At 39.3% G+C, this 22,637-nt stretch carries 17 protein-coding genes and 1 pseudogene; 13 read left to right on the top strand and 5 right to left on the bottom strand.

What is annotated here, in order from left to right:
• The first annotated feature begins 76 nt into the window (after positions 1 to 76).
• The 3 genes from HWV03_RS12515 (at position 77) to HWV03_RS12505 (ending at position 4,789) form a co-directional block, all read left to right on the top strand.
• Positions 77 to 739: a response regulator gene (locus tag HWV03_RS12515; protein WP_211675843.1), complete on the top strand. Its 663-nt coding sequence runs from the start codon at positions 77 to 79 to the stop codon at positions 737 to 739.
• 4 nt (positions 740 to 743) lie between these two features.
• A complete protein-coding gene (locus HWV03_RS12510; RefSeq protein WP_211676202.1) occupies positions 744 to 1,175 on the top strand; it encodes a hypothetical protein in 432 nt (143 codons plus the stop codon).
• Between the two features lie 170 nt (positions 1,176 to 1,345).
• A complete protein-coding gene (locus HWV03_RS12505; RefSeq protein ID WP_211676201.1) occupies positions 1,346 to 4,789 on the top strand; it encodes a hybrid sensor histidine kinase/response regulator in 3,444 nt (1,147 codons plus the stop codon).
• 118 nt (positions 4,790 to 4,907) lie between these two features.
• On the opposite strand, the gene HWV03_RS12500 is transcribed toward HWV03_RS12505, so the two are convergent.
• Entirely contained in the window at positions 4,908 to 6,197 is a 1,290-nt protein-coding gene (locus HWV03_RS12500) for a citrate synthase (protein ID WP_211676200.1), read from the bottom strand.
• Between the two features lie 386 nt (positions 6,198 to 6,583).
• On the opposite strand from HWV03_RS12500, the gene sdhC reads away from it, so the two are divergent.
• From sdhC to sucD, 8 genes are all read left to right on the top strand, one after another.
• Positions 6,584 to 6,970, top strand: coding sequence for a succinate dehydrogenase cytochrome b556 subunit (gene sdhC / locus HWV03_RS12495; RefSeq protein ID WP_211671850.1), 387 nt, complete (start codon positions 6,584 to 6,586; stop codon positions 6,968 to 6,970).
• Positions 6,964 to 7,308 (top strand): succinate dehydrogenase, hydrophobic membrane anchor protein, encoded by a 345-nt coding sequence (gene sdhD / locus HWV03_RS12490; protein WP_211676199.1) that lies wholly within the window; start codon positions 6,964 to 6,966, stop codon positions 7,306 to 7,308. Before sdhC ends, sdhD begins: the two co-directional genes overlap by 7 nt.
• Entirely contained in the window at positions 7,309 to 9,090 is a 1,782-nt protein-coding gene (gene sdhA, locus HWV03_RS12485; protein WP_211676198.1) for a succinate dehydrogenase flavoprotein subunit, read from the top strand.
• A 15-nt stretch (positions 9,091 to 9,105) separates the two neighbouring features.
• Positions 9,106 to 9,822: a succinate dehydrogenase iron-sulfur subunit gene (locus tag HWV03_RS12480; protein ID WP_211676197.1), complete on the top strand. Its 717-nt coding sequence runs from the start codon at positions 9,106 to 9,108 to the stop codon at positions 9,820 to 9,822.
• 117 nt (positions 9,823 to 9,939) lie between these two features.
• Positions 9,940 to 12,753 carry a 2-oxoglutarate dehydrogenase E1 component gene (sucA, locus tag HWV03_RS12475; protein WP_211676196.1) on the top strand — a complete coding sequence of 938 codons (2,814 nt, stop codon included), beginning with the start codon at positions 9,940 to 9,942 and terminating at the stop codon, positions 12,751 to 12,753.
• Between the two features lie 21 nt (positions 12,754 to 12,774).
• On the top strand, positions 12,775 to 13,944 hold the full coding sequence (gene odhB, locus HWV03_RS12470; RefSeq protein WP_211676195.1) for a 2-oxoglutarate dehydrogenase complex dihydrolipoyllysine-residue succinyltransferase: 1,170 nt from the start codon (positions 12,775 to 12,777) through the stop codon (positions 13,942 to 13,944).
• A 105-nt stretch (positions 13,945 to 14,049) separates the two neighbouring features.
• The gene (sucC, locus tag HWV03_RS12465; RefSeq protein WP_211671844.1) at positions 14,050 to 15,216 is read left to right on the top strand and encodes an ADP-forming succinate--CoA ligase subunit beta; all 1,167 of its coding nucleotides are present in this window, start codon (positions 14,050 to 14,052) and stop codon (positions 15,214 to 15,216) included.
• A complete protein-coding gene (gene sucD, locus HWV03_RS12460) occupies positions 15,217 to 16,086 on the top strand; it encodes a succinate--CoA ligase subunit alpha (RefSeq protein ID WP_211671843.1) in 870 nt (289 codons plus the stop codon).
• 134 nt (positions 16,087 to 16,220) lie between these two features.
• Here sucD and HWV03_RS12455 read toward each other — a convergent pair whose 3' ends face one another.
• Positions 16,221 to 17,189 (bottom strand): phage integrase, encoded by a 969-nt coding sequence (locus tag HWV03_RS12455; protein ID WP_211676194.1) that lies wholly within the window; start codon positions 17,187 to 17,189, stop codon positions 16,221 to 16,223.
• Between the two features lie 71 nt (positions 17,190 to 17,260).
• On the bottom strand, positions 17,261 to 17,521 hold the full coding sequence (locus HWV03_RS12450) for a hypothetical protein (RefSeq protein WP_211676193.1): 261 nt from the start codon (positions 17,519 to 17,521) through the stop codon (positions 17,261 to 17,263).
• Positions 17,522 to 18,691: 1,170 nt separating this feature from the next.
• On the opposite strand from HWV03_RS12450, the gene HWV03_RS12445 reads away from it, so the two are divergent.
• Both HWV03_RS12445 and HWV03_RS12440 read left to right on the top strand, forming a co-directional pair.
• The gene (locus tag HWV03_RS12445; RefSeq protein ID WP_211676192.1) at positions 18,692 to 19,216 is read left to right on the top strand and encodes a hypothetical protein; all 525 of its coding nucleotides are present in this window, start codon (positions 18,692 to 18,694) and stop codon (positions 19,214 to 19,216) included.
• Positions 19,217 to 19,478: 262 nt separating this feature from the next.
• Positions 19,479 to 20,678: a hypothetical protein gene (locus HWV03_RS12440; protein ID WP_211676191.1), complete on the top strand. Its 1,200-nt coding sequence runs from the start codon at positions 19,479 to 19,481 to the stop codon at positions 20,676 to 20,678.
• A 426-nt stretch (positions 20,679 to 21,104) separates the two neighbouring features.
• Here the strand turns inward: HWV03_RS12440 and HWV03_RS12435 are convergent.
• Together HWV03_RS12435 and HWV03_RS12430 are read right to left on the bottom strand one after the other, a co-directional pair.
• A pseudogene (locus HWV03_RS12435) lies at positions 21,105 to 21,700 on the bottom strand (tyrosine-type recombinase/integrase).
• Between the two features lie 172 nt (positions 21,701 to 21,872).
• Positions 21,873 to 22,316, bottom strand: coding sequence for a hypothetical protein (locus tag HWV03_RS12430; RefSeq protein ID WP_211676190.1), 444 nt, complete (start codon positions 22,314 to 22,316; stop codon positions 21,873 to 21,875).
• Positions 22,317 to 22,637: the final 321 nt, after the last annotated feature.

Below are 22,637 nucleotides of genomic sequence, written 5' to 3'. Positions count from 1 at the left end.
TTAAGTTCGTCACAGTTTGTCTACAGGGTGTCATGTATAGTGGAGGTTAATTATTTGTAGCAACGCATGGATGAATATGCACGTAATGCCAGAAAAAATCATCATTGCTGACGATCACCCTCTATTTCGTCAAGCATTATTGATTGCATTAAAAGAGCAATTTAAAACGACACATTGGCTGGAAGCTGAAACCGTCGAAAGTATTAATGAGTGCCTTGTCGCTAACGTAGATGCTGATTTATTGTTGCTGGACCTAAACATACCTGGTGCACATGGATTCGATCATTTAATCCGAATCAGAAAACAATATCCGAATATCCCTGTGGTTGTTATTTCTGCTTACAGTGATGAAACTATTATAAGTAAAGCAATGCAGCATGGTGCGTCGGGTTTTGTGCCCAAGTCTGAGTCGGTACCAACAATAATTTCGGCTATTAGCAAGGTGTTAGCTGGTCAGTTATGGGTTCCTGGTTCATATGAAAAAATCAAAGAAGAAACGAATAGCACAACAGATGAAGCGATTGCGAGTTTAACCGTTCAAGAATATCGAATATTAATGATGTTTTCTGAGGGACTCCTTAATAAGCAAATCGGGGATAAGCTTTGTGTCGCTGAAGCCACGGTTAAAGCCCATGCGAGTGCGATTTTCCGTAAGTTAAATGTGCGGAACCGGACACAAGCTGCAATGATGTTGGGTCAGTTGGATGTCGTAGAGTATAGCAATAGCTTAAAGGAATAAGTGCATGAATAAACATACCAAAGTGGCAGTAATTGTCGCGCCACTATTAGCTGTATTGGGCTATATAGCTTCAGATTATTTAATTGAAAACGATGCGGATAAAACTAAGTTGATCACATTAATACCAGAAGCTTCTTGTGAAGTACTTGCTGGTGGGTGTGTGTTGATGAGTGGTGACTTTAAAATAAATGTGTTTGATAAAGCGGGTTCAACTGTCGTTAATTCTACTTTCCCTCTTGATGAAGCGGTGCTATTCCTAGTTGATGAAGATAATACAGCGACTGCATTTCCCCTATCTCAGGTACAAAGTAATTATTACTGGCAAGCACAAACACCACTGCGTGAATTAGCCCGTACCTCGACAAGTTATAAATTAAGGCTGATCGCTTCAATTAAAGGTGGCGATTACATTAGCGAATTTGAAACCTCGCTTTAGTCGTTTTGTATATACCTAAGCCGTGTCATGCTTTGAATATCTATTTTGAGTTTTTCTATTGGCCAACTTTGATTTGCTTGGGTATCGCGCTTTCTCTGTTCTTGAATAAGTTAATTCAGTCGTAGTTCGATAGGCACAGTTGAGTAGACTGTTGCTGGGTAGGTTATAGTATGTTTGCAAATTGGCAGTTGATGCTATTAAGTTTTTTTTATATCGCGTTATTATTTTTAATTGCATATTTAGGTGATAAATATCGTTATCTTATCGAAGGAAAACGGCAAGCGTTAATTTATGCTTTTGCTGTTTCTGTTTATTGTACTTCGTGGAGTTTTCTAGGCACGACAGGGCAGGCTGCAAGTAGTGTTTATTCGTACCTGCCTATTTATTTAGGCCCAATATTACTACTTGTTTTCGCTTGGCCTTTCTTGTTGCGGGTAATTAAAACAAGTATTGCCTTTAATTTAACCTCTATTGCCGACTTACTCGCCGCTCGTTTTGGGAAATCACATGCATTAGCAATTCTTGTCACACTCGTTTCTCTTTTTGGGACAATGCCCTATATTGCATTGCAAATTAAAGCCATTGTTTATTCATTCCAGCAATTACAAATTCAACAAGACTTTATGCCTTGGCAACTTGGTTTAGTGACGAGTTGTGTTCTGGCAGGTTTTAGCATGTTGTTTGGTATACGCAATATTGATGTGACAGAGCGTCATCCCGGCATCATGTTGGCAATTGCGTTTGAAGCACTGGTTAAAGTTGCAGCGTTTGCCAGTGTCGGTATTTTCATTTGCTATATAGTGTTTGATTCACCACAAGACATTTGGCAACAAGCGAGTGCTAATGCTGAATTAGCCAGTGCATTACAGTTTCCCGATCTAAGCGCGATGGGCGGTATGCTTGTCATAGTCATGGCTGCATTTTTCGTTTTACCACGACAGTTTCATGTCATGATTGTGGAATTACGCGATGAACAAGATGCATGGTTAAGTCGTCGTATCTTCCCATTGTATTTACTTGTATTTGCATTTTTCTCTGCACCGTTAGGCCTAGCGGGTTACTTACTACTGGGAAATAGTGTTCCTGTTGATATGTACGTGTTGGTCTTACCTTGGTATCAAGATCAGATATGGCTGACAGTATTTGCATTTTTGGGTGCTATTTCAGCGGCAAGTTCAATGGTGATTGTATCTACGATTGCTTTAAGTACTATGCTCAGTAACGAAATAATATTTCCTATTTTGTTTAAGAAAAATAAACATCCGACTCAATACAATGCGTTTAGATTAAAACTTCTTAACATCCGAAAGTTATTAGTCCTGTTTGTGATCCTGTTAAGTTATCTTGTATTTCTGTTCATACCACCAACTACGCTATCAAGCTTAGGTGTAACAGCGTTAGGTGCATTGGCACAGTTAACGCCAGGATTGTTGGCCGCTTTCTATTGGCGACGAGCGACATTAAAAGGTGTGTTTAGTGGTATCTGTATCGGTTTTTCATTATGGACGGTGGTTAATTTTTTGCCTCAACTGGGCTTTTATCCTGGGCCACTAGAAGGTACTATTTTTGCGAGTTCGACAGCTATTAACTTACTTTGCCTTGCGATTAATACCGTATCTATGATCGCTATTTCGCTGGTGACTAGGTCGAGTATTCAGGAGAGAATACAAGGCGCATTATTTTTAAAGCGACAATTACCGGCATCTCTTATCGAAAGTAAACGTAAAACTAAATCTAAACGACAAGCCATATCTGTCGATGAATTGCTATTGTTAACAGCTCAATTTGTTGGTGATGATAAAGCGTCTGCAAGTTTTAAAGCATTTGAACAGATGGCTATCACGTTAGGTCATACACCAAAGGAGACCGCAGAGCATGCACTTGAGCATACAGAGAAAGTATTGTCGAGTGTGATGGGTTCTTCGTCTGCGCGATTGGTACTTAATTCAGCTTTAGATGGGCATGATTTTGCGTTAGATGAACTTGCTACCTTAGTAGGGAATGCATCCAGCCATCGCCAAGAGTTTAGTCAAAACTTGCTGAAAAGTGCGATAGAAAATACCAGAGAGGGGATATCAATTATTAATGATGAACTCGAACTCGTTGCTTGGAATAAACAGTATACGATGTTGTTTAATTATCCTGATGATATCCTTTATGTTGGTTGTCCGGTCGAGTCATTAATACGCTTTAACGCTGAGCGTGGTCTGTGTGGTTCGGGTAATATAGAAGTGCATGTTCAGAAACGTCTCGATTTTTTGCGTTTAAGGCTATCCCATAGCTCTGAACGTTTACGTGAAGATGGCAAAGTGATCCGTATTGAAGGAAATCCATTACCGGACGGTGGTTTTTTAATGGTTTTTTCAGACATTACGGCATTTAGGCAAGCAGAACAGGTATTAAAAGAAGCTAATCAAGATCTAGAAACCCGAGTCGCAGAGCGAACTCAAAAACTTGAAAAGGCAAATAAAGAACTGGCTAAAGCGAGAGTGGTTGCTGACGAAGCGCTAAGTAAGAAAAGCTATTATTTACAAGTGTGTAGTCATGACTTGTTACAACCGCTTGAAGCGGCACGTTTGTTTACATCGGCTCTTGCTAGTCAGTCTACGCTAAATGAAAATCAACAGCGGCAAGTGAGTAGTATTGATTTGTCGTTAAAAGTGGCTAACGAAATGATTGTTAATTTAGCTGAAGTTGCACGAATAGAGAGTGGCAGTATTAAACCCCATATCGAAACATTTGCGTTAAATGATCTATTTAGTCAACTTGCGAGCGAATTTTCTGCTGCGGCTAAACAGCATGGTGTTAGTTTTACGATTATGCCAACCACACATTGGGTTAATACCGATAAACACCTGCTACGTCGCATTCTACAAAATTTAATTGGTAATGCATTTCGATATGCGAGTCCTGGACGAGTATTGCTCGGTTGTCGTCGGAAAAGCGGCCAGTTAAGTGTTCAGTTATTAGACAATGGGCCGGGAATTGCAGCGCAAGACCAAGTTAGAGTGTTCGAGCAATTTAGCCAATTAAAAGACAATAATGGTTCGAATGATGGGTTAGGACTCGGACTGAGTATTTGTACTAGTTTGTCAGCATTATTAGAGCATCAGTTGACGCTTGATTCAGTAGAAGGCAGGGGATGTCGGTTTAGCCTACAACTTTGTGAGGCAACAGCGTTACAACAAGACAACACAACGCCAGTTATTGTGCCAACGGACCTGACGGGAACCGCTGTGTTATGTATAGATAATAACCCTGCTATTTTAGAAGGTATGCTAGAGCTCATGAGTAGTTGGGATTGTGAAGTTTATGGCGCCAGTTCAATTGCGAGTGCGATGACGATATTTAAACAATGTGATTTTGATATTTTGTTGGTCGATTATCAATTAGATAATGATGAGGATGGACTAACATTAATCTCAGCGTTAAGAGAAATAAACCCTGCGATACCCGCTATTCTTATTACGGCGACAACAGAGATTGGGATTGCAGATAAAGCAGCGGCGGCTAAAGTTGGCTTATTGCGTAAGTTAGTTAAACCTGCATCGCTAAGAGCGATGATGAGCGCACAATTAACGGAAACATTGCAAACACAGTTTATTCGCGAGTAGTTATTCATCAACGGCTTATTTGTTTAATATATTACCTGTATTTCTGATAGATATTAAAAAGGCTTCTGACATAAATCAGAAGCCTTTTGTTTATTAAGATTAATAACTAACGTTTAGATTAATCTTTATCGTTAAATTTTTTAAATGGACGTTGTGCTTCACCAGTATATAACTGACGAGGACGACCAATTTTCTGTCCAGGTTGACTTAACATTTCGTTCCAGTGAGCAATCCAACCTACGGTACGGCCTAATGCAAAAATAACCGTAAACATAGAAACTGGGATGCCAATAGCACGTAATGTAATACCTGAATAGAAATCTACATTTGGATAGAGTTTCTTTTCAATGAAGTAAGGGTCTTCAAGCGCAATACGCTCAAGTTCCATCGCTACATCTAATAGAGGATCATTAATGTCTAGTTCTTTAAGTACTTCGTGACAGCTTTTACGCATTACCGTAGCACGAGGATCTTTATTTTTGTAAACACGATGACCAAAGCCCATTAGACGGAACGGGTCTTCTTTGTCTTTCGCACGAGCGATAAATTCAGGAATACGATCAACACTACCAATCTCTTCAAGCATTGTTAGACAAGCTTCATTAGCACCACCGTGAGCAGGGCCCCATAGTGACGCAATACCTGCTGCGATACATGCAAATGGGTTAGCACCTGACGAACCAGCAAGTCGAACCGTTGATGTAGAAGCATTTTGTTCGTGATCTGCATGCAGCGTAAAGATACGATCCATTGCAGTTTCTACAACAGGATTAACCTCATATGTTTCACACGGTACAGAGAACATCATTTTAAGGAAGTTACCTGCGTATGAAAGGCTGTTATCTGGATATACAAAAGGTTGACCAATTGAATATTTGTAACACATAGCAGCAATTGTCGGCATTTTAGATAATAAACGGAATGCTGAAATTTCTCGGTGACGTTGATTCGTCACATCTAGTGAATCATGATAAAAGGCTGCAAGTGCGCCTGAAACACCACAGAGGATCGCCATTGGATGAGAATCACGGCGGAAACCTTTGAAGAAAGATGCAAATTGTTCGTGCACCATAGTGTGTTTATGTACTGTCGCTTTGAATTGTTCATATTGTTCTTTTGTTGGTGCATCACCGTAAAGAATAATATAACAAACTTCTAAATAATCCGCATTAAATGCTAAATCATCAATAGCGTAACCGCGATGTAGTAGGATACCTTCTACACCATCAATATAAGTAATTTTTGACTCACATGATGACGTTGCCATAAAACCTGGATCATGGGTGAAATATCCTTTACTACCTAGGGTACGAATGTCGATAACATCGTGACCAGCTGTACCAGATAAAATTGGAAATTCAACTGGCTCTTGGCCGGGTAGGTTTAACGTGGCTTTTTGATTAGCCATAGCACGTCTCCTTTGCTTATTTATAATTAGATTTCTTCATGAAATTCGAAGCTAAAGCTACCTTTATTAATTACCAATGTCAATTTTGTTACAAAATAATCAAAGAAAAAACACTAAAAGGTTAACCTATGTTTCAATTTCAATGTAAATGTTGCTATAAGGTCTTTTATATTTGTAAATAAATTGTGATGTAGGTATACTTATTCACGGATCAAGAGTCCTTCTTTTAATTTTGTTCTAGATATGTAAGTGCTTATAATCATTATTTTATTTGTCTTTTGAACAAGAAATAAACAAGGGCTTTCATTTGAAAGAAATTTGTTATGGAAATAATACATTTCTGTGATCTATATCAATATAATAATAACTATGCTCAATGGAGCTGAGTGAGCGATATCGTGAAAAAGCAAAGACCTGTAAATCTAGATCTGCAGACTATTAGCATGCCAATCACAGCAATCGCATCTATCCTACACCGAATCTCTGGTGTAATAATGTTGTTTGCAGTGGGTATTCTTTTATGGTTACTGACAGAATCACTATCTTCTGAACAAGGTTTCCAGAATGCACAAGAAATTGTGTCTGGTTTCTTTGGTACATTCATTCTTTGGGGAATCCTAACCGCACTTGCATATCATATTGCTGGTGGTATCCGTCATTTATTGATGGACATGGGTTATTTTGAAGAGCTTGAATCGGGTGCATTAAGTGCGAAAGTATCTTTTGTTGCAACCGTTGTTTTATCAATCCTAGCGGGGATAATGGTATGGTAACTAACGCAGCAAGTTATGGCCGCAGTGGCACTCATGATTTTATCATGATCCGCGCAACCGCCATCATCATGGCACTATATACATTTTATTTTGTTGGTTTCGTTGCATTTAACGACCTTACTTTTCAAGTATGGTCTGAATTCTTTGCAAGTACTGGAAATAAAGTATTCACACTTCTTACCCTTATCGCTATCGTCATCCATGCATGGATTGGTGTATGGCAGGTATTAACTGACTATGTTAAATCAACCGGTTTACGTGGTGCATTACAGTTTGTTCTAACAACCACTGCATTTGTTTATGCGCTTGTTGGTTTTGTTGTTCTTTGGGGGTTATAAGTGAGTATTCCAGTTCGCGAATTTGACGCAGTAGTTATTGGTGCCGGTGGTGCTGGTATGCGTGCTGCGCTATCAATATCTAAATCAGGTAAAAGTTGTGCACTTTTATCTAAAGTTTTTCCAACTCGTTCACATACCGTATCTGCTCAAGGTGGTATTACCGTTGCTTTAGGTAATTCACACGAAGATGATTGGACATGGCACATGTACGATACTGTTAAAGGCTCTGATTATATCGGTGACCAAGACGCTATCGAATTTATGTGTAAAACGGGTCCAGAAGCTATTTTAGAACTTGAGCACATGGGTCTGCCATTCTCTCGTTTTGAAGATGGTACTATTTATCAACGTCCATTTGGTGGTCAGTCACTTGCATACGGTGGCGCACAAGCGGCTCGTACAGCAGCTGCAGCCGATCGTACAGGTCATGCATTACTTCACCTTCTTTACCAACAAAACGTAAAGAACGAAACGAAAGTATTTTCTGAATGGTATGCACTAGATCTCGTTAAAAATGACGATGGTATTATCACTGGTTGTACGGCGATTGATATTGAAACAGGTGAAATCTGTTACTTCAAATCAAAAGCAACCGTATTTGCTACAGGTGGTGCGGGTCGTATCTACTCTTCTACAACGAATGCACACATCAATACTGGCGACGGTGTTGGTATGGCAATTCGTGCTGGTGTTCCATTACAAGATATGGAAATGTGGCAGTTCCACCCGACAGGTATTGCTGGCGCAGGTGTGCTTGTAACAGAAGGTTGTCGTGGTGAAGGTGGTTACCTTCTAAACAAAGATGGTGAACGTTTCATGGAACGTTATGCACCTAACGCGAAAGATCTTGCGGGCCGTGACGTTGTAGCTCGTTCAATGATGACTGAAATCCGTGAAGGTCGTGCGTGTGATGGTCCTTGGGGTCCACACATTAAACTAAAACTCGATCATCTTGGTGAAGAAGTACTTGAGTCACGTCTACCTGGTATTTGTGAATTATCTCGTACATTTGCTCACGTTGATCCAGTGAAAGAACCAATTCCAGTAATTCCTACTTGTCACTATATGATGGGTGGTTTACCTGCAAATATTAACGGTGAAGTATTAACACGTAAAGAAGACGGTAGCATGGAAGTTGTTGCTGGTTTATTTGCTGTTGGTGAAATCGCTTGTGTATCTGTGCATGGTGCAAACCGTTTAGGTGGTAATTCACTGCTGGATCTTGTTGTATTTGGTCGTGCTGCTGGTAATTACCTAGGTACTGCGCTTGATACTATTCCTGAGCCAAAAGAAGCTACTGACGCAAATGTTGATACATCACTTGAACGTCTAAATCGTTGGGAAAATAACCAAGACGGTGAAGATCCTGTTCAGATTCGTAAAGATTTACAAGAATGTATGCAACTTAACTTCTCGGTATTCCGTGAAGGTGAATCAATGGCTGAAGGCCTTGAGCAGTTACGTACCATTCGTAAACGTTTACAAAATGCACGTTTAGATGACACATCAACAGAGTTTAATACTCAACGTATTGAATGTTTAGAGCTTGATAATCTGATGGAAACTGCATTTGCTACAGCACATGCTGCTAATTTCCGTACAGAAAGTCGTGGTGCACACAGCCGCTTTGATTATCCAGATCGTGATGATGCGAATTGGTTATGTCATTCACTGTACTTACCTACAAGTGAAGAAATGACAACTCGTGAAGTGAATTTATCACCAAACTTGTTAACCGAAGAGCAGCTGAAGCACTTTGTGCCTAAAGCTCGCGTTTACTAAACATAAGGGATCAAGATGCAAGTTAAATTTTCAATTTATCGCTATAACCCTGATGTTGATAGCAAACCTAAAATGCAAGAAATGAACCTTGAAGTACCTGAAGGTTCTGACATGATGGTTCTTGACGCTCTTATCTTGTTAAAAGAAACAGATGCGACATTAGCTTTCCGTCGTTCTTGCCGTGAAGGTGTATGTGGCTCTGATGGTATTAACATGAATGGCAAAAATGGCCTAGCATGTATCACACCATTGTCTGATTTAAATGTGAACAAAACGATTGTTATTCGACCGCTACCAGGTTTGCCAGTGGTCCGAGATCTCGTTATTGATATGTCACAATTTTATGATAATTATGCACGTATTAAACCGTTCTTAATTACAGACGACAGTGCTATCCCACCTGCTCGCGAAAACCTCCAGTCTCCTGAAGAACGTGAGAAGTTAGATGGTCTGTATGAGTGTATCTTGTGTGCATGTTGTTCAACTTCATGCCCATCATTCTGGTGGAACCCTGACAAGTTCGTTGGTCCTGCAGGCTTATTAGCGGCTTACCGCTTCTTAGTCGATAGTCGTGACTCAGCAACTGAAGAACGTTTATCAGAATTAGACGATGCGTTTAGTGTATTCCGTTGTCACGGTATTATGAACTGTGTAAACGTGTGTCCTAAAGGTCTAAATCCTACAAAAGCAATCGGTAATATTAAATCTATGTTACTACAACGTGCGGTGTAGCAATGTTTTTTGTTAGTTTTTAGTTACAATGGTCATTCCGTTGGGAATGGCCAAGTAATTTGAAATCTTTGCTACCATCTCTGGCGCGATGGACATTTAAAGTGAAAAGGGCAGAGAATGCAGAATAACGTCATGAAAGCCTGGTTAGAATCCTCTCATCTAGCCGGTGCGAACCAGACATATATTGAAGATCTATATGAGCAATTTTTGGCAGATCCAGATTCAGTTGGCGAAGAATGGCAAACTGTATTTTTAGGATTACCTAAAGTTGATAATACTAAAGAAGTTCCACATGGTCCTGTAAAGGATTATTTCATTCGCCTTGCGAAGGATACCTCTCGATACGCTGCTCAAGTAAGCGATCCACATAATGATGCAAAGCAGGTTAAAGTATTACAGTTAATCAATGCTTTCCGTTTTCGTGGTCATCAACACGCTAACTTAGATCCATTAGGTCTATGGACACGTGATCGTGTACAAGATCTAGATCCTGAATATCACAACCTTTCTGATGCTGATTTTGATGCTAACTTTAATGTTGGTTCATATGCAATTGGCCAAGAAAGTATGAAACTCAGTGAGCTTTATACTTCATTACAAAAAACATATTGTGGTTCAATTGCAGCCGAATATATGCACATTGTATCTACTGAAGAAAAACGTTGGATCCAAAGCCGTTTAGAATCAGTTGAAAGCACACCAGAGTTTGAAAAAGAAGATAAATTACGATTTTTAGATAATTTAACTGCTGCTGAAGGTCTGGAAAAATACCTTGGTGCTAAGTTCCCTGGTGCTAAACGTTTCTCGCTTGAGGGCGGTGATGCACTAATTCCAATGATGAAAGAGTTAATTCGTCGTAGTGGTGAACAAGGTATCAAAGAAGCTGTTATTGGTATGGCTCACCGCGGCAGACTGAATATGCTGGTGAATGTACTTGGTAAAAAACCAACAGACTTATTTGATGAGTTTGCTGGTAAACACAGTGACGCATGGGGTGCTGGTGATGTTAAATATCATCAGGGCTTTAGTTCTGATTTTAATACTCCAGGCGGAAATGTACATTTAGCACTTGCTTTTAATCCATCGCATTTAGAAATTGTTAACCCTGTAGTAATGGGCTCTGTTCGTGCTCGTCAAGAACGTCATGGTAGTACTAACGGTGATGAAGTACTGGCAATTACAATTCATGGTGATTCTGCAATCGCTGGTCAAGGTGTTGTTGCTGAGACATTTAATATGTCACAAACACGCGCTTATGGTATTGGCGGTACTATTCGAATTGTTGTCAATAACCAAGTCGGTTTCACGACATCAAATCCGAAAGATATGCGTTCGACAGAATACTGTACGGATATCGCAAAAATGGTTCAGGCACCTATCTTCCATGTAAATGCTGATGATCCTGAAGCTGTTGTATTGGTTACACAAATAGCGCTTGATTTCCGTAATACATTCAAGCGTGACGTTGTTATTGATTTAGTTTGTTATCGCCGCCATGGTCATAATGAAGCTGATGAGCCTAGTGCAACTCAACCATTAATGTACAAAAAAATTAAAAAACATCCAACGCCACGTAAAATCTATGCCGATCAACTTGTTAATGAAGCTGTAATTGATGCTGCCGAAGCAACCGGTTTTATTAATGAATATCGTGATTTACTTGATGGCGGTGAATGTGTTGTTAAAGAATGGCGCCCAATGCAACAGCACTCTGTTGATTGGAACCCGTACTTAAAACACGAATGGGATATGCCTTATCAATCTCAGGTTCCGCAAGAAACATTGTCAGACCTTGCGTTGAAAATGACGGTTGTACCTGAAGGACACAAGATCCAATCTCGTGTACAGAAGATTTATAACGATCGTGTTGCTATGGCAAACGGTGAAAAACCTTGTGATTGGGGTTTTGCTGAAACATTAGCATATGCAACGTTACTTGATGATAACTACAAAGTACGTATTACTGGACAAGATGTAGGCCGTGGTACTTTCTTCCATCGTCACGCAGTTGTTCACAATCAAGAAAATGCGAGCACTTATACACCATTAGCTAACTTAAAACCTGAACAAGGTGAGTTAACTATCCATGATTCAGTTTTGTCTGAAGAAGCGGTATTAGCATTTGAGTACGGTTATGCGACAACTGAACCAAGTGGTTTGACTATTTGGGAAGCACAATTTGGTGATTTTGCCAATGGTGCACAAGTTGTATTCGATCAATTCCTTTCTTCTGGTGAACAGAAATGGGGCCGTATGTGTGGTTTAACAGTGATGTTACCACATGGCTATGAAGGGCAAGGTCCTGAGCATTCATCTGCACGTCTAGAACGTTATATGCAAATGTGTGCTGAGCATAACTGGCAAGTGTGTGTACCAAGTACACCTGCGCAAGTTTATCATATGCTTCGTCGTCAGACTGTGCGTCCTATGCGTCGACCATTGATTGTCATGACACCAAAATCATTGTTACGTCATCCTTTGGCTATTTCTGAACTGTCTGAACTAGCAGAAGGCACGTTCCAAAATATCATTGGTGAAATTGATGAAGTTGACCCAACGCAAGTTAAACGCGTTGTGATGTGTAGCGGTAAAGTTTATTTCGATTTACTTGAAACGCGTCGTAAAACTGGTCAAACAGATGTTGCTATTGTGCGAATTGAACAGCTTTATCCTTTCCCACATGCGGAAATTGCAGCTGTATTTTCAGAGTACCAACACGTAGAACAGTTTGTTTGGTGTCAAGAAGAACCTCAGAATCAGGGCGCTTGGTATTCAAGTCAACACCACTTCTGGGAGTCTATCCCGCAAGGTGCGAAACTAAGTTACGCTGGACGTGCTGCATCAGCATCACCAGCTGTCGGGTATATGTCTGTACATACAAAACAGCAGTTAGCACTTATTGAAGATGCTTTAACTGTTGCGCAGAAATAGTTTATTAAAGGAATTATGAAAATGACAATTGAAATCTTGGTACCTGTACTACCTGAATCAGTAGCTGACGCAGCAGTAGCAACATGGCACAAACGCCCTGGTGATGCTGTTGAACGTGACGAAGTAATTGTAGAGATTGAGACAGACAAAGTTATTCTAGAAGTTCCAGCAGTTGAATCTGGTGTTCTTGCTGAAATTCTAGAAGAAGAAGGCGCAACGGTTCTTGGCCAGCAAGTTATTGGTCGTTTAAAAGCTGGCGCTGTCGCTGGTGAAGAAACAAAAGATAAACCTGCAGAAGCAAGCGAACAATCAGTTGACGCGAGCCCTGCTGTTCGCCGCCTTATTGCAGAAAAAGGCTTAGATGCTTCGAAGATCACTGGTACAGGAAAAAATGGTCTGATCACAAAAGAAGATGTTGAAAAAGTATTAGCACCTGTAGCACCAGTAGCAAAATCACCAGTAGCTGCTCCGGTTGTTGAACTTCAACCAGGCCGTAGCGAAAAACGTGTTGCTATGACGCGTCTTCGTAAGCGTATCGCAGAACGTCTTTTAGAAGCTAAAAACTCAACGGCAATGTTAACAACGTTTAACGAAATCAACATGAAACCTATCATGGATATTCGTAAACAATATAAAGATGTATTTGAAGAGCGTCATGGTATCCGCTTAGGTTTTATGTCTTTCTACGTGAAAGCGGTTGTTGAAGCATTAAAACGTTACCCTGAAGTTAACGCTTCAATCGATGGTACTGATATTGTTTATCACAACTACTTTGATGTAAGCATCGCGATTTCTACACCGCGTGGCCTAGTAACACCTGTATTACGCGATTGCGATACGATGAGCCTTGCAGATATCGAGAAGAATATTCGTGAACTAGCACTTAAGGGTCGTGACGGTAAACTGTCAATTGAAGATCTAACCGGTGGTAATTTCACGATTACAAACGGTGGTGTATTTGGTTCATTAATGTCAACGCCAATCATCAACCCACCACAGAGTGCAATCTTGGGTATGCATAAAATCCAAGATCGTCCAATGGCTGTTGATGGTAAAGTTGAAATTTTACCTATGATGTATCTAGCACTTTCTTACGATCACCGTTTGGTTGATGGTAAAGAATCTGTAGGCTTCTTAGTAACAGTAAAAGAATTATTAGAAGACCCAACTCGTCTTCTTTTAGATGTGTAATATTTAGTTTAATTATTTAATTTAATTATTTAGTTGCTTACGCCTTATCTTAAGGCGTAAGTTTTCGGGACAAGCCCTAGTGGCTAATAACATGGATATACGAGCATGAATCTGCATGAGTATCAGGCAAAACAACTTTTTGCTGAATATGGTTTGCCAGTTCCAGAAGGTTACGCAACAAACGTACCTCATGAAGCGGCAGCTTTCGCTGACAAAATTGGTGGCGATAAATGGGTTGTTAAATGTCAAGTTCACGCCGGTGGGCGTGGTAAAGCAGGTGGTGTTAAGCTTGTAACGTCTAAAGACGAAATTACTGCATTTGCTGAGCATTGGTTAGGTAAGAACTTAGTTACTTATCAGACTGATGAACACGGTCAGCCAGTTTCACAAATTTTAGTTGAAGCTGCAGGTGATATCGCTAATGAACTTTACCTTGGTGCGGTTATTGACCGTGGTTCGCGTAAAGTTGTATTTATGGCATCAACTGAAGGTGGTGTTGACATTGAGACTGTTGCTGAACAAACTCCAGAGTTAATTCACAAAGCAACGATTGATCCACTTGTAGGTGCACAACCTTACCAAGCACGTGAACTTGCGTTCAAACTTGGTTTACAAGGTGCTCAAATCAAGCAGTTTACACAGATCTTTATGGGTCTAGCTAAAATGTTCACTGATTCTGATATGGCATTACTTGAAATCAACCCGCTTATCATTACTGGCGCAGGTGACCTTGTTTGTTTAGATGGTAAAATTACTATCGATTCAAATGCACTTTATCGTCAACCTAAGCTACGTACAATGCAAGATATTACTCAAGAAGATGCACGTGAAGCTCACGCTGCTAAATTTGAGCTAAACTATGTTGCATTAGACGGTAGTATTGGTTGCATGGTAAACGGCGCGGGTCTAGCAATGGGCACTATGGATATTGTTAACATCCATGGCGGAAAACCAGCTAACTTCCTTGACGTAGGCGGCGGTGCAACAAAAGAACGTGTTGCTGAAGCATTCAAAATCATTCTTTCTGATGACAATGTTAAAGCCGTACTTGTTAATATTTTCGGTGGTATCGTTCGTTGCGATATGATCGCTGAAGGTATTATTGGCGCAGTACAAGAAGTTGGTGTACAAGTGCCAGTTGTTGTACGTCTTGAAGGTAACAATGCAGAATTAGGCCGTGCAGTTTTAGCTAAATCTGACTTAAATATTATTGCAGCATCTAGCCTAACGGATGCAGCGCAACAAGTTGTTGCAGCAGCGGAGGGCAAATAAATGAGCGTTTTAATTAATAAAGATACGAAAGTGATCTGCCAAGGTTTCACTGGTGGTCAAGGTACTTTCCATTCAGAGCAAGCTATTGATTACGGAACTCAAATGGTTGGTGGTGTTTCTCCTGGTAAAGGCGGCACTACACATTTAGGTTTACCTGTATTTAATACAGTACGTGATGCAGTAGAAACAACAGGCGCAACAGCTTCTGTTATTTATGTACCTGCTCCGTTCTGTAAAGATGCGATTCTTGAAGCAATTGATGCTGGTATCGAACTTATCGTTTGTATTACAGAAGGCATACCGACTGTTGATATGATCGAAGTTAAAGTTAAACTTGATCAAGAAAACGTTCGTATGATCGGTCCTAACTGTCCCGGTGTTATTACTCCTGGTGAATGTAAGATTGGTATTATGCCTGGTCACATTCACAAGCCGGGTAAAATTGGTATTGTTTCACGCTCTGGTACGCTTACGTACGAAGCAGTAAAACAAACAACTGATGAAGGTTACGGTCAATCAACATGTGTTGGTATCGGTGGTGATCCGATCCCAGGTACAAACTTTATTGACGTACTTGAATTATTCGAAAATGATCCACAAACTGAAGCAATCGTTATGATTGGTGAAATTGGTGGTACGGCAGAAGAAGAAGCAGCAGCTTATATTAAAGCGAATGTAACTAAACCTGTCGTTTCTTACATTGCTGGCGTTACAGCGCCAGCAGGTAAGCGTATGGGCCATGCTGGGGCAATTATTGCTGGCGGTAAAGGTACTGCAGACGAGAAATTTGCAGCACTGGAAGATGCTGGTGTAGCAACGGTACGTTCACTTGCTGATATTGGTTCTGCTTTACGTGCTAAATTAGGTTAATATCTGTTTTGTTTAAAATAAAGCCACCTTCGGGCGACTTACTATAAGTTGCTCTAAGGTGGTTTTTCTATTTAAAACATAGCTTTAACTGTTTGCATTGATACTGCGATATGTATCATATACTACGAGTTTGGTCACAATGTGGACATTGGATTTAGCGTCATCGCTTCATTCAAATAATCCGGAGCAAGGTGAGCATAAGTCATTGTTTGCATAATCGTTGAATGACCTAGGATTTTTTGCAACGTTAAAATATTGCCCCCGTTCATCATAAAATGACTCGCAAAAGTATGTCGTAAAACATGCGTTGCCTGACCTTTAGGTAAATCAAAGCACTGCGCCTTCAGCACATCATAAAACTCCATGTATGAACCATTAAACAACCGACCTGTTTTCCCATTGTAGATCTCATTCATTAATTCTGGCGTTATAGGTACAGTTCTGTTTTTACCATTTTTGGTATCATTGAATGTAACTCGCCCATGAATAATATCATTTCCCCGTAGTTCTGCTGCTTCACTCCAACGCGCACCTGTCGATAAACACAACTTAGCAATATTAAGTTCATCGCCATCAAGATTATCCAGCAACTGAATGATTTCTTTTTTATTCAAAAACCCCATTTCAGTTGCGCGTATCTTGAGTTTACCGATCCCTTTTAATGGGTGTTCGTTATGAAACTCACCAGCTTTTATCAATACAGTAAAAACACCACTTAGCCTGACTTGGCTCCTATTGATCGTTGTTGCTTTATTCCCGATAGCCATTTTGTCGGCTCGGAATTGCATAACGCGCTGTTTAGTTACCTGGTCTGCTCTTGGGTGCCCTAAGTCTTTATCAATAGATAACAGGTGTTTTAGTTCTTTTTCAGGGCGCTTTAACTGTTGTCCATGGTAGTGATACCAAAGATCAATTAAATCGCGTAACGGCCGCTTGTCTGCTGATTTTTCTACCCAGCCTTTTTGGTTCTGAGTTGATAATAACCAGCGTTCATACTGTTGCGCTTCGCCTTTCGTTTTAAACTTTTTTCTGTATCGTTTACCACTTCGTCCTTGCGGACGACAATCGACCTCATACCCGTTAGGAATAGATTTAATAGACATTTAACTGTCCTCCCTAGGGTAAAATTGTATTGCTAACGTTTTTATTGTAGTTGAGTCCACCTCCTTTTGATTTAAACGTATGGCCCTTGAGTTGAGAAAACCGGACAAACTTGACCTGAACGTGGCTCAACATTTCCGGTTAATAGCCATATCGTGTATTTTTTTAAACAGTCATGCTGGCTAAATTGCATTAAAAATTGGCAGCATGGTTCCTTATGTCCAGTAACATAGTTCGCTGTTGCGGATAGATTAAAACGTAACGCATTAGCGAGTTGTTGGTTACTGTATCGCTCTTCTTGAATAATAGCGCGTAATCTCGTATCAAAAGACATCCTGTCACCTTTAATTTGTAGTGAATGAAATTATTCACCCTAAAAGGGTATTATAATTATTTACAAATTAACGAGTCTGAAGTACCAACTTAGAAATAGTGCTTATACTCCATATAATGGTTTGGCTTTTAACTCACTTTAATATTATTGTCTAATCTACATTAGCTCTGGGACTGCAGATTAGACGACTTGACTAGATTAGTACAAATAGAGCACTGTAACTCACACTTGGACAGAACCTTGAATAAGGTGTCGGCTGCGCGACACCTATTCTTATATGTTAGGTTTACCTTCTAAGCCAAACAGAGCTTGGTAGAATATGATGAGCCATTACGTGATTACAATTTTCTTGGTTGTAATACCGTAGCCTTACTTTTTTATTACTCGCAAGTGCAGCCATTGATGTTGCATAACTTAATTTAGCAGATTTATTATTAGACTCACCCAAGTCATAGCACTCCCACTGTGATTGACAAACAAATAATTTTCTTTCGTGACCTCCGATTTCTCCTACTTTAGTTTCAGTTGGGATAAATTCACAGCAAATACAGCTGGTGATAATAATGAGAGGCAAAGCGATATCACTTTTTTATTGTAACTCCATAACGTTTGATTAGTAACCTAGCATTTGTATAACAAGACTTTCTCGAGAGACTAGATTTGAAATATGGCTGAAATTATAACGACATCTGTTTTTTTATGTCTACGCACATTGTTAATTCACGATATCCAACTACCCCTTTAGGGTTTCATGGCGATACCTTTCAACTGAAGCCACGCAAACAACTGTCGCCCTCTATAAATCAATAAACCACCATTCTTTACGATGCTTTACACTTATTGTTGGCGATGTATTTAGCTATTTCCCTTTTAAAACAACTTGATACTTAGCTTGAATCAATTTACCATTGCGCTTTTAGAAATCTAAAATTGCCCTTAGACGATTCGATAGCATTGTTGATGAAACGAAAGTATCCATTTTTATTAGCTGTTTTATCCTGTTGCTGGTTGGGATTAATGTCTGGCAGTGGTATTCACCGGCAACACAATCAACAGCAGAGCGAAGGGATGCACAGGCAGGAAGATACCTACTTATACCTATTATGAGTAGTTAAATTTACAGAATGTTAGTTTGAAGTGGCATAGTTAATTAAAGAGGCTCGTGAAGCAATGGATTTAATATTTACACCATCTACTTATGATGATTATACGTTTTATATAACTTTGTCGCTGACAATAATGTTATCTCTTTATGTTTACAAAAGAATGAAGAAAAAAAACGTTTCTGATAGCGCCGAAAGTGAAAGCAAGTATGACCTTTTTAAAAAGAGAACGGCAATTATAATCCTAATTCTTATCGTTTTTATTTTTCAAATAGATAGAAAAATTAAGGTGGATGATGTAGCTGAAGTTATTGAGTCAAACTGTTCAATTCGAGGTTGTATTGTAGTTACTGGAAATGTTGAGCGATTCAAAAGCTATAAAGATAAGAGAGTGAAGAATTTCCAGACAAACGAATTTCATTTGGGTAATCATCACTTTAAATTCATTGGGAGTGGGGATGGGAGTGACAGTAGGCGCGGTTTATCGTACAGCAGAATTGTAGAATTGGGCGGGGTGTTAACTCCTAACTCTGGCACTTATAAAGCATTTGTATATAAAGGGAAAATAATAAAACTATGGCGAAGCAGATAATGAACTATGTTTTTATCATCATCACAATGATAAGTTTTAATGCATTGGCATTTACAATAGATGGTAACAGCGGAGATTGGAATCGCCGCAACTCAATACTTATTAAATCTTATTTAGCAATGCCAAATCTAGATTACAGAGTAGCTCAGGATAAGGATAATATTTATATTCTAATAGAAAAACCGAAACCAAAACTAATCCCCATTATTAATGGCGACATCACTTTTTTTGTGCCCATTAATAATCAAGAGTATTACATTTTGTGTCAGCAAAGTCTACTGCTCCTGTCGCGCCTAAAATTGTATTAAGTCATGATACATCACTCCTGGAATTATCATCAAAAGATATTCGATCATATTCTTATAACTCTGGTCTTGTTACAAAACCAGGTACTGATGGTTTTTCTGTGGTACATGGCAATGACTACATCGAAATTAAATATCCGATAAGATTAATTCAAGCTCGGAATACCGATAGCGTGCAGGTCATTATCGGTAATGCAGATTTAGAAGTTAAACTTCCAAAATCGATAAAAAAGAAACAACCTTTCAATTCATCATTTATGAATAAACGTGTCAATACACCATTTATTCCACCTGGCTATGATGTTCGTGGTGCAGTCGCTCAAACAATCGTAGACCAAATGAATGCAAAGACAAAGGTTTATGTTACTGGTTTTGTGGCTCTTACGCTTGGAAAAGGACCTGTAAGCGGAACTGTAACGATATTTGGCGATTTTAAAGATGGGATTAGTATTAATGGAACATTAAATGCCGATAATGGTAGTGATTCAGCAAAGCCATCTGGGAAGTCTTTTGATGTAGCCCTTGGTTTAGCTTACCATTCAGGTAAACGAGATGTGTTCGAGAATCTAGGTCTTTCTTTTGAAGCTGCAAATATGGGGGTAGCATTTACTGTTGATTCGAAGACAGGGAATATTACTGCGGATGGCATGCAAATTTATGTGCATTCGGATAGCATGGCTTCAGTTTCAGCTTCTTACGAAAAAAATATCTATGACACCTTATTTGGCGAAGACAATATATGGTCAGAGATTCAGCTATTGCTTGATAATCGGATTACAGGTATGTCTGCTGATGAATTCATAATTGAAGATGGTATGGCGATACTTGAAAGCGTTGATGATATGGATAATGTAAAATCTTGTGACAGCGAATATTCAGCTGATGGCGGCTGGCAGGGGGCTCATCAAATTTTTCGGCTAGGGAAAAGTGGTAGAGTATATTGGTATGCAAATATGTATTACGTTCCAGACCATGTGGAGATGACGAGTGTGAAAACAGGTCGAGTAATAGTATACACAGGTTTTATGCGTGGGGAGCGGCGTGGCACTTTTCCATGGGACTATAAAAGAGATGGTGGAAATCTGTTAGTTAATGTTGTCGCGAATCCGACACACAATACAACTAAGTGGCATCTTTATATTGGATGCCCTCAATAAAATATTAAGATAGGACTCGATTCAAAGGTAATGAATTTAAATGTTCCTTAACCTTCAAAATAGGCTGGTTTATACAGTGTTATCAGCCTATCTAACCATTTTCTTTCTCCAAATATCAAGTTCATGTAAGCGGAGAAGAACTATTTAATGTATGGAATAACGATATGAATATATTTTGGGAAAGCTGTTGCTCTAAGCCAAAACGGGGAAAATTAGGGTTTAAAATTGCTGCAAGGCTATTGGTTCATCAACAAGGACGTATTAACTAACGACTAGATTAAGTCGAATTATTACGCAACTTAAGAATTCTTAAAGTGGCGAATAAAGGCTAAGAATTCTATATCTAAGATGAATACGAACACCTTAATATGATGACTCGGGGCATGTTTGGCCTTCAACTATAGTGGTTGAAGACCAGAACTAAATTTAACTATCCGTTTCCTCAGATAACTTCAGGGCATCTTCAATCTCAATGCCCAAGTATCGAACTGTGTTATCTACTTTTGTATGGCCTAAAAGTAGTTGCACTGCACGTATATTTTAGTACCGGCATATATCAACGTAGCTTTGGTTCGTCTCATCGAAAGCGTGCCATATAAGTTATCATCCAACCCTAAACTTAGCGACCACGACTTGATAATCTTTGAGTAGTAAGAATAACTAATCGGTTTGCCTATTCTACGAAGACTGGGAAATAGGTAGCTCTCAGTTCCAAGTCTTGCCGAAAAAATCCACCTACTGATGCTTTGTTGACTTCTAGGTGTTATTTAAAATTGAACGTCATTATCTGTTTTACTTTGATTAAGTTGTACTCGTGGGTGAACGATACCTTGGGAAGAAACATCTCCAACTTTCATTCTAAGTAAATCACAGGAACGTAGTTTGCTATCTATAGCCAAGTTTAAGAGAACTAGTTGCATTGGGTTATCATTAATTTGGAGTCTGGTTCGAATGCCCCAAATTTCTTCTAGCCTAAATGGCTTCTTAGCACCATGTACGTGATTTGAGTTCTTTACAATCATCATGACCTCCTATTGCAGATAATGGTCATGATGATTGTAGAATGGAGCAGGTACAGAGTTTGGAAATGGACATAACTGAAAGTATGGCTGACTTGAAATCAACATTGCAGTAACGGGCGCGCGTAGCGCGTCCAGCAAGCGTACTTTTTGCTGGCATTCGCTCACAGCCTTATTATGGAATTACCCTATATTCAGAAACTAATTTTATATATGCATCATTTATTTCTTCATAGCCAAGATTGAAGTTAGATTGCACCACCTTGCTGTACTCCATGCTTTTTTCAAGCATCCACTTACCTTTATCTGTTTGGTAGAAAACAAATAGCTCTTCAATTTCTTTATCTGTATATATGTTATACCCTCTGATATATGAATTTTTTAAAGATTCTCTTCCTACTGAAAATGCATCGAGAAGCACTGATTCTGGAATCCTTTCGTATATCTCTGGGTATTGCCTAAACAACTCTTGACGATACGCATTTATTGATTCGTCTATGACCTCAGGAGTTCCAGACTTGGTATACAGAAAGTCTATATTTTCGGCACGGGTACCTGAAAATGAAAACGAACTATATAAACTCAGAACTAAAGTTATTGCCAAAATTTTCATCATCAAATTTCTATATCTCCATAACGTTTTATAAACGGGGCGCGCGCTTACCTCATTAGACCTGCTCACTCTGTTATCAATAAGTCACGAATAGATATAATATATCTAAATTTCCAATAAACCGAGCCTGACAAAGCGTGCGCGCCTGTTACATCGAATCTGCGTTCTGGTTATTTCTGCGAAGAAACGCGTATCCAGCTGAGTTTAAAGGATAATAATATTTACCACAAGAGAAGCCGTGCAATGTATATTGGCAAAAAAGGCATGACTTTATTTTAAATTAAATAATTTTGTATAAAAACACAATAAATGGGTAATTGAACAATC

Source organism: Moritella sp. 36, from assembly GCF_018219415.1.
Lineage (GTDB): Bacteria > Pseudomonadota > Gammaproteobacteria > Enterobacterales > Moritellaceae > Moritella.
The sequence above is the reverse complement of the archived record's forward strand: the minus strand, read 5'-3'. Positions and strand labels throughout refer to the sequence as shown.